Below are 12283 nucleotides of genomic sequence, written 5' to 3'. Positions count from 1 at the left end.
GATATGACCAACACCCTGCTTCCCACCTCCATCGTCGGTTCCCTGCCCAAGCCTTCATGGCTCTCGGAAACCGAGACCCTGTGGTCGCCGTGGAAGCTTGAGGGGGCGGCGCTGGCCGAGGGCAAGCAGGACGCGATGCGCGCCGCGGTGCTGGAGCAGACCCGCCGCGGCATCGACATCATTTCCGACGGCGAGCAGACCCGCCAGCACTTCGTCACCACCTTCATCGAGCACCTGTCGGGCGTGGACTTCGAGAACAAGCAGACGGTGCTGATCCGCGACCGCTATGAGGCCAGCGTGCCCAGCGTCGTCGGCGCGGTGGAGCGCAAGGCCCCGGTGTTCGTGCAGGATGCGAAGTTCCTGCGCACACTGACCGACCACCAGATCAAGTGGACCCTGCCCGGCCCGATGACCATGGTGGACACCCTGCACGACGGCTACTACGGCAGCCGCGAGAAGCTGGCCTGGGAGTTCGCCGCCATCCTGAACCACGAGGCCAAGGAGCTGGAAGCCGCAGGCGTGGATGTCATCCAGTTCGACGAGCCGGCATTCAACGTCTTCTTCGACGAGGTGGCCGACTGGGGCGTAGCAGCACTGGAACGCGCCTGCGAGGGTCTGACAGCGGAGACCGTGGCGCACATCTGTTTCGGCTACGGCATCAAGGCGAACAATGACTGGAAGGCAACCCTGGGCACCCAGTGGCGCCACTACGAGAAGTCGTTCCCGCTGCTGCAGCGCTCCTCCATCGACACCATTTCGCTGGAATCCCATCACTCGAATGTCCCGCTGGAGGTCGTGGAGCTGGTGCGCGGCAAGCGTGTCATGCTCGGTGCCATCGACGTGGCGAACCAGCAGGTCGAGACCCCTGACGAGGTGGCGGAAACCCTGCGCAAGGCGCTTGCGTACGTGGATGCCGACAAGCTGATCCCGAGCACCAACTGCGGCATGGCACCGTTCCCCCGCGATGTCGCACTGGCCAAGCTCAGTGCACTCAGTGCGGGAGCCGGGATCCTGCGCGAGGAGCTGGTCGGCGCCCGCGTCTGAAATTGCAACCGCCGGTTCGTGGATCGGCCCGCTCCGGTACGCCGCAACGGACTCCTCGCCTGCGGACGGTCCCGGCCCAGTTCCTTCCCGAAGGCCCGAAAACCCGCCAGCGCCCGGTATCGGATGCGGACTGGTGGGTTTAGCCCTTCCACCGCACGGGATATGACGCCAATGGCCGACGCGCCGGCCGGCCGCCACCGACCGGAGAACAATCGTTGCTGAAGGAAACAAGCCACAGACGCACACCGAAAGTGCCCTGTTTCCTGCAACTGCGCGCGAGAATGGAATCATGGAACCGCACGACGAAATGATTCTTCCCGATGTGGCCGCTTGGCGCGCATGGCTCGACGAAAACGAAGAAACCAGCGATGGCGTATGGCTGGTAGTGGCGAAGAAGGGAACTACATCTCCGACTTCGCTCACTGCCGCACAGGCCCTACCGGAAGCACTCTGCAGCGGGTGGATCGATGCTATTCGCCGCAAGCGCGATGAGAGCACATTCCTCCAGCGCTACACCCCGCGACGCAAGGGCTCGCTCTGGTCCGAGAAAAACACCGGGTTCGTCGAGGAGCTGGTGGCCCAGGGACGAATGCGCCCCCGGGGACAGGACGAGATCGACAAGGCGCAGGCCGACGGCCGGTGGGAACGCGCCTACCAGGGCCAAGCCACCGCCCGGGTGCCGGATGACCTGCAAATGGCCCTGGATGCCTCCCCGGCAGCGGCTGAAGCCTTCGCTGCTTTGAAGTCGCAACCGCGATACCACATCCTGCACCAGCTCATGATCGCCCGCACCGCCAAAACACGGACCGCCCGGCTGGAACGGTTCGTGGCCGAACTGGCGCAGCCCGATGGAAACGGCGGATAGTCCTGGGCGAGGTCCCGGCAATCGAGGACACAGCACGTCATCGGGACTCGGACTTCCAGCTCCCCACGCGGCCGGGCGGTAATCACCGTTTCACGAAATACCGACAAAAGAAACAGGCCAGGCATCCTCCCGGTGAGGAGGGTGCCTGACCTGTCGGATTCGCTGGAGGGCTACTTGGTCAGCAGTTCCAGGGTCTTGTTAAGGGTTTCGCTTGGACGCATCACGGCTGCGGTCTTGGCGTTGTCCGGACGGTAGTAGCCTGCAATGTCCACGGGCTGGCCCTGGACTGCGGCCAGCTCGGAAACAATGGCATCCTCGTTCTCGCCCAGCGCCTTGGCCACAGCGGAGAAGGCCTCGGCCAGCTGTGCATCCTTGTCCTGCTTGGCCAATTCCTCGGCCCAGAACTTGGCCAGGTAGAAGTGGCTGCCACGGTTGTCCAGCTCACCGACCTTGCGCTTGGGCGACTTGTCCTCGAGCAGGAAGGTGCCGGTGGCGGCATCCAGGGTGTCTGCCAGAACCTGTGCGCGGGCGTTGTCGGTGGTGACTGCCAGATGCTCAAAGGAAGCGCCCAGGGCCATGAACTCGCCCAGCGAATCCCAGCGCAGGTGGTTTTCATTCACCAGCTGCTGCACGTGCTTCGGGGCCGAGCCGCCGGCGCCGGTCTCGAACAGTCCGCCACCGGCCAGCAACGGTACGATCGAGAGCATCTTGGCGCTGGTGCCCAGTTCCAGGATCGGGAACAGGTCGGTCAGGTAGTCACGCAGCACGTTGCCGGTCACCGAGATGGTGTCCTCGCCCTTGCGGATGCGCTCGATGGTGTACTTGGTGGCCTCGACCGGGGACAGGATCTCGATGACCAGACCCTCGGTGTCGTGCTCCTTGAGGTACTCGGTGACCTTGTTGATCAACACGGCATCGTGGGCGCGGTTCTCATCCAGCCAGAACACGATCGGGGTCTGGGAGGCGCGGGCGCGGTTCACGGCCAGCTTGACCCAGTCGCGGATGGCGACGTCCTTGGTCTGGCAGGCGCGCCAGATGTCCCCGGTGAAGACCTGGTGTTCGATCAGCACGGTGCCGAACTCGTCCAGCACCTGGACATGTCCGTTGCCGGTCATTTCGAAGGTCTTGTCGTGCGAACCGTATTCCTCGGCCTTCTGGGCCATCAGGCCGACGTTCGGCACGGTACCCATGGTGGTCGGATCGTACGCGCCGTTGGCGCGGCAGTCCTCGATCACGGCCTGGTACACACCGGAGTAGGAGGAATCGGGCAGCACGGCCAGGGTGTCCGCGGTCCCGCCCTTGGCATCCCACATCTTGCCACCCAGGCGGATCATGGCCGGCATGGAGGCGTCCACGATGACATCCGAGGGCACGTGCAGGTTGGTGATGCCCTTGTCCGAGTCGACCATGGCCACGGCCGGTCCCTCTTCCAGACCCTTGGCGATCAGCTGCTCGACTCCGGCGCGCACGTCGTCGGACAGTTCGTCCAGTCCGTTCAGGATGGCGGCCAGGCCGTTGTTCGGGTTCAGTCCGGCGGTCGCCAGCTGCTCTCCGTAGGTGTCGAACAGTTCGGAGAAGTAGGCCTTGACCACGTGGCCGAAGATGATCGGGTCCGAGACCTTCATCATGGTGGCCTTCAGGTGTGCCGAGAACAGGACGTTGTCCCGCTTGGCCTGGGCCACTGCGTCCTTGAGGAACTCACTCAGAGCCGCCACGTGCATCACGGTGCCGTCGATGACCTCGCCGGCGAGCACCTTGAAGGCCTTCTTCAGGACCTTGACTTCGCCGTCTTCGGCGACAAAGCGGATCGAGATGCTCTTGTCCTTGTCGATGACGACGGACTTCTCGTTGGAGGCGAAGTCGTCGGCGGCCATGGTGGCCACATTGGTCTTCGAGTCAGCGGCCCAGGCGCCCATCGAATGCGGGTACTTGCGGGCGTAGTTCTTCACGCTCAGCGGGGCACGACGATCCGAGTTGCCTTCACGCAGGACCGGGTTCACGGCCGAACCCTTGATCTTGTCGTAGCGCGCACGAATGTCGGTTTCCTCGTCCGAGGACGGGTTGTCCGGGTAGTCCGGCAGCGCGTAACCGGCGGCCTGCAGTTCGGCAATGGCGGCCTTCAGCTGCGGGATCGAGGCCGAAATATTCGGCAGCTTGATGATGTTGGCCTCGGGGGTCTTGGCCAGGTCACCCAGTTCGGCCAGGGCATCGGCGATGCGCTGTTCCTCGGTGACGTAGTCCGGGAAGGTGGCGATGATGCGACCGGCCAGCGAGATATCGCGGGTCTCGAGCTCCACTCCGGCGGTCGAAGCGAAGGCCTCGACGATCGGCAGGAACGAGTGGGTCGCCAGCATCGGCGCTTCGTCGGTATGGGTGTAGATAATCTTGGCCATAGGTGTGGCGTCTCCCTGATCGTCGTGCGGAAGCGGAGTTAACCGCCCTAAACTCAACGTTCCTAACTTACCTGATTTCATGCGCCGCGACACCTTTATGTGCTGCAGCTATCGCCGGGGAATACCCTGATTTCGCACCGGAATGTCGCTTCCGAACGGCAGCTCGGGACGAGTCGACTTTGGGTTAATGCCTAGTAACTCAGTGCCGTTTCCCCAAAGTGCGCCCTCAACCGCCATATCCGGAACCGGGTTGGGGTCGCCGACGGTTCCCGCCCCGCATTCACCGCCCGCATGTGTCCCGGGCGACAATTGTTACCCGGACACGCCACATCCCGCCCACGACTAGATGGCGCGCAGCTCGGCAACGACCTGCTCGAAAACCGCCATGGGATCACCGGCGGATCCATCGGCTTCCAGTTTGGCGAAACTCTGCCAGGAAACGCGCCAGGAACAGGTGGCAATCTCGGCGGCCAGCAGGGCCTGCATGCGCTGCATCCCGAGCTGCGACTCGAGTTTGTTGCGCAACACCTCCACCAGTTCCCGCTCCTGCTGGGCCACGGAGCTGAGCAACTCCGGCTCGCTGATCAGCAATCGGGAGATACGACGGAATTCGTTATGCTCCACCTCCAAGGCGAAGCACCGGCGGCAAACTTCCAGCAGCTGGGCAATGACCTCACGCAAGGTCCCGGACTCAAAGTTGGCGGCCAGCATCGCGTCGCGCACCCCCTGCTCCCCGGGGAGCACAGCCGCTTCCTTGGATGAGCAGTAGCGGAAGAAGGTCCGCTCGGAGATCCCGGCGCGCTCGGCAATTTGCCCCACCGTGGTCGCCTCCAGTCCGCGCTGCTCAATCAGGTCCAGGGTGGCACGCTGGATCGTCTGCATGGTCCGTGCCCGGTGCTCCTGTCGAATACCCATGGCTCCATCTTCCCCGAGGCCCGATGCCGGTTGCCACCAGCGGTGGTCCCGAGCATATTTTATGTCACACTCTGACAGATTCAGCTTACGAAACCTGTCAGAGTGTGACAGTATTTTTTAGTTCGCACCTTCAGAAAGAGGAGCCGTGACCCAAACACGCACCGAGATCACCCAGGAACAACCGCCCCGGCAGCCAGTGGCCCCGCACATCTCGTCCCGGCAGTTGACCGGAATCATCGGAGCCCTGGCTTTGGCCGCATTCCTGATGATTCTGAACGAGACGGTCCTGACCGTGGCCCTGCCCTCGATCATGGCCGACATGCAGGTTTCGGCGGCCGCAGGACAGTGGTTGACCACCGGATTCCTGCTGACCATGTCGGTAGTGATCCCCACCACCGGGTTCTTGCTGCAGCGTTTCTCCACCCGGAGCCTGTTCATCTTTGCACTGGTGAGCTTCCTGGTTGGTACGGTCATCGCGATCTTCGCCCCGAACTTCATCTTCCTGCTGCTGGCCCGGATCATCCAGGCCGCCGGTACCGCCATCGTGTTGCCCCTGCTGATGACCACCACCTTGTCGCTGGTGCCGATCCACAAGCGCGGGGCGGTCATGGGCCTGAACTCCATCGTGATCTCCGTGGGCCCGGCTATCGGCCCGACCGTCTCCGGGGCCATTGTCAGCAGCTTCTCGTGGCAAATGATCTTCGTGCTGATGACACCGCTTGCGCTGGTCATCCTGGTGCTGGGCATCCTGTTCATCAAGATGCCCGCATCGACCCGCAGGATCCCGGTAGACGTGTTCTCAGTCATCCTGTCGGCCGTGGCGTTCGGCTTCCTGGTCTACGGTATTTCCAGCCTGGAGAGCGTCGCGGAGAATACCGCGTTGACCGTGGCCAGCTTCGCGATCGGCCTGGTCGGCTTGGCCCTGTTCGTCACCCGCCAGATCAAGCTCACCCGCACCGGACGCGAGCTGTTGAACCTCACCCCCTTCTCCAACCGCACCTTCACCCTCAGCGTGCTGCTGATCATGATCGCCATGGGTACCCTACTGGGCACCGTGGTGATGGTTCCGATCATCCTGGAATCCGGTGCCGGCATCGGAACCCTGGCCATCGGCATGATGTTGCTGCCCGGCGGGCTGGCCCAGGCTCTGGTGGCACCGGTCTTCGGCCGCGTCTACGATCGCTTTGGCCCCCGTCCGGTGCTGATCCCCGGTGCCGCCATGCTCGCCCTGGGACAGTGGCTGTATGTCACGGTCGATGCCCAGACCGAGCTGTGGGTGTTCATGATCAACCACATCATCTTCTCGATCGGGTTGGCCCTGCTGATGACCGGTCTGCTGTCCTCGGCGCTGGCCACCGTCAAGCCGCAGCTGTACGGCCACGGGTCGGCGATCTTCAACACCGGACAGCAGCTCGGTGGCGCGATCGGCACCACGATTTACGTGACCGTGATGTCGATGCTGGCCGAGGGTCGGTTGGCACAGGGCTCCGCGCTGGGTGATGCCCTGTTCGCCGGGGCACATACTTCCTTCATGATCGGCGCGATCCTGGCCACCCTCGGCCTGCTGCTGGCGCCATTCATCACGGTGCCGCGCGAGGTCCGCAGCCGGTAGCACGTGTACACATGCGCCACAGTCGCGGGTTCCCGGAATCATCCCGGGGCCCGCGGTTTTCGTGTACCACCTCCCCCTGCCCAACGACTGGCCTCCGGTTACCCAGGGAAATTTCACCAAGATTGTTGAACAATCTGTGTTTTTCGTGCATTCTTGAGTTGTACGACAACGCGAGACGGAGATCACAGATGCCATACATCGACCTGAATTCAGACGTGGGAGAGTCCTTCGGGAACTGGACCATGGGTGATGACGCCGCAATTTTCACCTCGGTGTCCTCCGCCAATGTCGCCTGCGGCTTTCATGCCGGAGACCCGCAGACCATCGCCCGTACCTGCCGCGAAGCGGTTGCCGCCGGCGTGAATATCGGGGCCCATGTCGGCTATCACGATCTAGCCGGATTCGGGCGCCGCTTCGTGGAAATGTCGGGTTCCGAGTTGGCTGATGACATCCTCTACCAGCTGGGAGCCCTGGACGCGATCGCCCGGGCTTCCGGAGGCGAGGTCAAGTACGTCAAGCCACACGGGGCCCTCTATAACGCGATCGTTCATCACGAGGAACACGCCCAGGCGGTCATCGATGCCATCCGCGCCTTCGGCCGCGACCTGCCGGTGTTGCTGCTTCCCGGGTCGCTGGCCCTGAGCAAAGCCGGGAAAGCGGGGTTACGCCCGGTCGCCGAGGCCTTCGCGGACCGCAACTACAATCCCGATGGCACCCTGGTTTCCCGTACCCAACCCCATGCGGTGCTGCATGACCCGGGACAAATCACCCAGAACATGATCCGGCTGGCCTCCGACGGACAGATCAAGGCGGTGGACGGTAGCATCATCCGCACCGAGGCCGAGAGCATCTGCGTCCATGGGGACACAGCGGGTGCGATTGCTGTAGCCGCGGCCGTACGCGCCGGTCTGGAATCCTCGGGCATCGATATCAAGAGCTTCGTATGAGTGTGCAACACATACGCTTAGCTGGAACCCGGTCGGTCCTGGTGGAGTTGGAGGACCTGGACTCGGTGCTGGCCCTCAACGCCGCACTGGAGGCCAGCCCGCTGCCCGGACAACTCGACGTGCTGACCGCGGCGAGAACGGTACTGATTAAGACCGACAGCCGTTGTGCCGCGAAACGTGCCGCAGCGTTGGTTCCCCTACTTGACCTGGGTGTGGCCGGGGCACAAGTCGGCAAGCTGATCACCGTGGAAGTCACGTACAACGGTACGGACCTGGCCAAAGTCGCCGAACTGACCGGGCAGAGCGTCGAAGCGGTGATCGCAGCACATACCTCCCAGACATGGACCGCTGCCTTCGGCGGATTCGTCCCGGGTTTCGCCTACCTCCTCGGTGAGAACTCGGTGCTGAACGTGCCACGGCGCAGCTCCCCACGCACTGCGGTACCTCCCGGGTCGGTTGCCCTGGCCGGTGGCTACTCGGCGGTGTATCCCCGCCAGTCCCCCGGTGGCTGGCAACTGCTCGGGCACACCGAGACAGCGATGTGGGATCTGGACCGCGAGCACCCGGCGCTGATCCACCCTCAGGACCGCGTACGGTTTGTCCCCGTCACCGAACGGACCAGCATCCGCCCCGGCGCATCCGCCCCGGCGCGCACTTCGTCCACCCGTACCGGTGCCCGGCTACAGGTACTGGATCCCGGATTGCAATCGCTGTTCCAGGACCTTGGACGCCCCGGCCAAGGCAATCTGGGAGTCACCGTCTCAGGTGCCGCGGACACCGCCTCCAGCAGGCAGGCCAACCGGCTGGTGGGCAATCGATCACAGGCTGCAGTCATCGAGAACCTCACCGGTTCGATGCAACTTCGTGCACTACAGGACGTGGTCCTGGCCGTGACCGGCGCCGAGGCCGACCTAAGGGTCACCCCGGCCGAGAATGACGACCTCCGCACCGAGCGCAGCCCTGCGATGAACACCCCGTTCGCGCTCCTGTCAGGAGAGACCCTGGCACTGACACCCTCCGGCCGGGGCCTGCGCAGCTATCTGGCGGTACGCGGCGGATTCACCGTGGACAAAGTGCTGGATTCTGCGTCCAGCGATACCCTCTCCGGCCTCGGTCCCCCACCGTTGGCTGCCGGGCAGCAGCTGACTGTGGGCCCGGACCTGAACCTGCCGGCAGTGGGTCTTCCCGAGCCTTCAACCCTGCCGCACACCGATGACGCCGGTGACTACCTGTTGCGGGTGGTACCCGGGCCCCGTGACGACTGGTTCGGCAGCCCGGGTCTTCAGCAGCTGGTTTCCCAGCGCTGGAGTATCTCCGCCGAGTCCAACCGGGTGGGTGTACGTTTGCTGTCCGACACCGGTGGAGCATTGTCCCGTATACGCAGCGGGGAGCTGGCCAGCGAGGGCGTAGTGCCCGGCGCCTTGCAGGTGCCGCCGTCCGGCCTGCCGGTCCTGTTCCTGGCCGATCATCCGGTTACCGGCGGATACCCGGTCATCGCCACCGTGGTCGCCGAGGATCTTTCCACCGCCGCGCAGCTGCCACCGGGCACCACCATCCGTTTTGTACTCGTCGATACACCGCCATCAGAAACGAAGGATTGTCCAGCATGAAGAAAGTGCTTATTGCCAACCGCGGTGAGATCGCCGTTCGCATTGCCCGCGCCGCGGCCGATAACCAATTAACGTCCGTGGCGATCTACTCGGACCCGGATGCCGATGCCCTGCACGTCAAGCGGGCCGATGAGGCCTACCCGCTCGGTGGTAGTACCGGGGCCGAAACCTACCTGGACATCGCGAAGATCATCGACATTGCCCGTCGCTCGGGGGCAGACGCGATCCACCCGGGTTACGGGTTCCTGTCGGAGAACGCCGATTTCGCCCAGGCCGTAAATGATGCTGGCCTGATCTGGATCGGCCCGTCCCCGCAGTCGATCCGGGATCTGGGCAACAAGGTCACCGCCCGCGGCATCGCTGTCCGGGCCGGGGCACCGCTGGTACCCGGGACTCCCGGTCCAGTGGAGAACGCCGATCAGGTCCGCGACTTTGCCGAGAAACACGGCCTGCCGGTCGCCATCAAGGCGGCCTTTGGCGGCGGGGGCCGCGGATTGAAGATCGCCCGCTCCATGGACGAGATCGCCGATTCCTACGAATCGGCGGTGCGGGAGGCTACCGTGGCCTTTGGTCGCGGAGAATGCTTCGTGGAACGCTTCCTGGATAAGCCCCGGCACGTAGAGGCGCAGGTACTGGCTGACACCCACGACAACGTGGTGGTCGTCGGCACCCGCGACTGTTCATTACAGCGCCGCCACCAGAAACTTGTGGAAGAGGCCCCGGCCCCGTTCCTGAGCGAGGAACAACGCCGAGAGATCCACGAATCAGCCAAGGCGATCTGCAGGGAGGCCGGTTATGTGGGGGCCGGAACCGTGGAATACCTGGTGGCCCCCGACGGGCTGGTCTCATTCCTGGAAGTCAACACCCGCTTGCAGGTCGAGCACCCGGTCACCGAGGAAACCACCGGGATCGACCTGGTAGCCGAACAATTCCGCATTGCCCGCGGAGAAAGGCTCTCCATCACCCAGGATCCGGAGCCGATCGCCCATGCCTTTGAGTTCCGGATCAACGCAGAGGATCCGGCCCGTGGTTTTCTGCCCACCCCGGGAATGGTCACGGCCTTCGAGGCGCCGACCGGTTCCGGAATCCGGGTAGATTCCGGGGTGCGCACCAATTCAGTGGTCCCTGCCCAGTACGACTCGCTGATGGCCAAGCTTATCGTCACCGGTGCCACCCGTTCGCAGGCCCTGGCGCGAGCACGCGTGGCACTGGGTGAAATGGTGGTGACCGGTGTGGCCACAGTCCTGCCTTTCCATCAGGCGGTTGCCGAACACGAGGACTTCACCGCCGAGAACCGGTTCGGGGTGTACACCACCTGGATCGAATCCGAATTCATGGAGCAGCTGGCGGGCAGCGAGGACATCGAGCTTCCCTCCCCGAGCGGGGAACGTGAGACGCTGACCATCGAGTTGAACGGCCAGTCCATGCAGATCGGACTGCCGGCAGATCTGCTCAATGCGGTACGCCACGGCGGGCACGCGATCCCGTCACCGGATGTCTCCAAGGCCACTGCGGAAGGCAACTGTCTGCCGTCCCCGATGGACGGAAACCTGGTGGCTTGGCAGGTCGAGGACGGAGCGGAGGTCACCGCGGGACAAACCCTGGTTGTCCTGGAGGCAATGAAAATGGAGAATCCTGTTGCGGCGCACCGTGACGGGGTTTTCACCCGGGCCGCACTGGAAGCAGGTTCCACGGTCAAACGCGGCGAATCGCTGGGCTCGATCTCCTAGCGTTTACGGTGAAGGGGTCGTTGGTGCACTAAGTTAAAAGGCATGAACGTGAAAGCGGCATTTCCCTCCATACCCCATCAGGATGGCTCGACCCATGCGCATACCAGCTCGTGGGTCGCCTCCACATTGCGCCGACAGATCGCCGAGGGACGCCTTCACCCCGGAGCCAAGCTTTCCGAGCAGGCACTGTCCGAAGCCCTGGGGGTATCACGCAATACGCTGCGTGAAGGTTTCACCCTGCTGGACAGCGAACTGATCATCAACCGCATCCCCAATCGTGGGGTTTTTGTCGCTTCCCCGGATGCCGAGGATATCAAGGAGATCTACGCGGTACGGCGCACCATCGAACCAGCCGCTCTGGCCTGGGGGCCGAACCTGGATGTACCTGCCATGGAGCAAGTCATCGCTGAGGCCTTCACGGCCCTGGCCGCCGGAGACATCCAGAAAATGGCCGATGCCAACCAGAACTTCCATGAACTGGTTATCGCCAGCTCCGGCAGCGAATTGCTGCAGGAGCTCATGGGCAGGGTGCTGGCACGCATGCGCCTGGTCTTCCACGCGATGAGCGATGCCCCTGATTTCCACTCGCACTACGTAGAGCGCAACGCCGCGCTGGTGCGCAAACTCTCGGACGGGCAACGATTCGAGGCTGCCGAAGAACTGCGCAAGTACCTTGATACCGCCGAAATCGAATTGCTCGGTCACCTCGCCACGCTCGACGTCCGGTAACCCGGCCCGGTCTCCCTTCCCCCTGGCCAAAACCGACTCTCCTACTGGTTGGCAGTTTCCGAACAAGTACGTCTACGCAAACCGCCGGCCTGTGACCGGGGTATCCGCGTGACGTCACCAGACAGCAATCCCTGTGTCGCCACCAGTAAGATCTTGGAGCCCAAACGGCCATGGCGCTGGCGGCGAAGTTACCTTGAATCCCCGTTCTGTGAGCGGCCGAACCTCGCCTGGAACACTGCACGACCTCGTGCAGCCAGACTGGCACCGGGTCTCCGGGCGGGTGACACTTTGGTATCCCACAAGACCAGCACACAATTAAGGCGCTTGTGACTGATCCGTGGGTCGCCGGGCCCCTTAAATAGCAGCGCACGCCGCTTCTCGTATAGGTTTTAGAGCGTCTAAACCATCAAACCAAACACAAGAAAACGGCGTGCAACA

General features: G+C 63.5%; 9 protein-coding genes. 7 read left to right on the top strand and 2 right to left on the bottom strand.

Translation table 11 applies throughout. The annotated features are described in order from the left end of the window. Window positions 1-3: 3 nt before the first annotated feature. Window positions 4-1044, top strand: coding sequence for a methionine synthase (locus tag OK351_RS05795; protein ID WP_265156757.1), 1041 nt, complete (start codon window positions 4-6; stop codon window positions 1042-1044). Window positions 1045-1333: 289 nt separating this feature from the next. Next, window positions 1334-1909 (top strand): YdeI/OmpD-associated family protein, encoded by a 576-nt coding sequence (locus OK351_RS05790; protein ID WP_265156755.1) that lies wholly within the window; start codon window positions 1334-1336, stop codon window positions 1907-1909. 170 nt (window positions 1910-2079) lie between these two features. On the opposite strand, the gene OK351_RS05785 is transcribed toward OK351_RS05790, so the two are convergent. Beyond that, complete coding sequence (locus OK351_RS05785; protein WP_265156753.1) at window positions 2080-4302, bottom strand: NADP-dependent isocitrate dehydrogenase; 2223 nt, start codon at window positions 4300-4302, stop codon at window positions 2080-2082. 342 nt (window positions 4303-4644) lie between these two features. Beyond that, on the bottom strand, window positions 4645-5217 hold the full coding sequence (locus tag OK351_RS05780; protein ID WP_265156751.1) for a TetR/AcrR family transcriptional regulator: 573 nt from the start codon (window positions 5215-5217) through the stop codon (window positions 4645-4647). 145 nt (window positions 5218-5362) lie between these two features. Between OK351_RS05780 and OK351_RS05775 the strand changes: the two genes are divergently transcribed. The 5 genes from OK351_RS05775 to OK351_RS05755 all read left to right on the top strand — a co-directional run bounded on the left by OK351_RS05775 (window position 5363) and on the right by OK351_RS05755 (window position 11845). After that, a complete protein-coding gene (locus OK351_RS05775) occupies window positions 5363-6829 on the top strand; it encodes an MDR family MFS transporter (RefSeq protein ID WP_265156749.1) in 1467 nt (488 codons plus the stop codon). Window positions 6830-7017: 188 nt separating this feature from the next. Beyond that, window positions 7018-7776 carry a LamB/YcsF family protein gene (locus OK351_RS05770; RefSeq protein WP_265156747.1) on the top strand — a complete coding sequence of 253 codons (759 nt, stop codon included), beginning with the start codon at window positions 7018-7020 and terminating at the stop codon, window positions 7774-7776. Beyond that, on the top strand, window positions 7773-9386 hold the full coding sequence (locus tag OK351_RS05765) for a 5-oxoprolinase subunit B/C family protein (RefSeq protein WP_265156744.1): 1614 nt from the start codon (window positions 7773-7775) through the stop codon (window positions 9384-9386). The genes OK351_RS05770 and OK351_RS05765 overlap by 4 nt, the downstream gene beginning before the upstream one ends. Beyond that, window positions 9383-11116: an acetyl/propionyl/methylcrotonyl-CoA carboxylase subunit alpha gene (locus OK351_RS05760; protein WP_265156742.1), complete on the top strand. Its 1734-nt coding sequence runs from the start codon at window positions 9383-9385 to the stop codon at window positions 11114-11116. Before OK351_RS05765 ends, OK351_RS05760 begins: the two co-directional genes overlap by 4 nt. 42 nt (window positions 11117-11158) lie before the next feature. Further along, complete coding sequence (locus tag OK351_RS05755; protein ID WP_371931384.1) at window positions 11159-11845, top strand: GntR family transcriptional regulator; 687 nt, start codon at window positions 11159-11161, stop codon at window positions 11843-11845. Window positions 11846-12283 lie beyond the last annotated feature (438 nt).

This window comes from Glutamicibacter sp. MNS18 (assembly GCF_026107515.2).
In the GTDB taxonomy this organism is placed as follows: Bacteria; Actinomycetota; Actinomycetes; order Actinomycetales; family Micrococcaceae; genus Glutamicibacter.
This window is presented reverse-complemented; position numbering and strand designations above follow the sequence as displayed.

Excerpts from the sequence above, each read along its gene's own strand:
- OK351_RS05795 (WP_265156757.1), top strand. The coding sequence starts at position 4 with ATGACCAACACCCTGCTTCCCACCTCCATCGTCGGTTCCCTGCCCAAG.
- OK351_RS05790 (WP_265156755.1), top strand. The coding sequence starts at position 1,334 with ATGGAACCGCACGACGAAATGATTCTTCCCGATGTGGCCGCTTGGCGC.
- OK351_RS05785 (WP_265156753.1), bottom strand. The coding sequence starts at position 4,302 with ATGGCCAAGATTATCTACACCCATACCGACGAAGCGCCGATGCTGGCG.
- OK351_RS05780 (WP_265156751.1), bottom strand. The coding sequence starts at position 5,217 with ATGGGTATTCGACAGGAGCACCGGGCACGGACCATGCAGACGATCCAG.
- OK351_RS05770 (WP_265156747.1), top strand. The coding sequence starts at position 7,018 with ATGCCATACATCGACCTGAATTCAGACGTGGGAGAGTCCTTCGGGAAC.
- OK351_RS05765 (WP_265156744.1), top strand. The coding sequence starts at position 7,773 with ATGAGTGTGCAACACATACGCTTAGCTGGAACCCGGTCGGTCCTGGTG.
- OK351_RS05760 (WP_265156742.1), top strand. The coding sequence starts at position 9,383 with ATGAAGAAAGTGCTTATTGCCAACCGCGGTGAGATCGCCGTTCGCATT.
- OK351_RS05755 (WP_371931384.1), top strand. The coding sequence starts at position 11,159 with ATGAACGTGAAAGCGGCATTTCCCTCCATACCCCATCAGGATGGCTCG.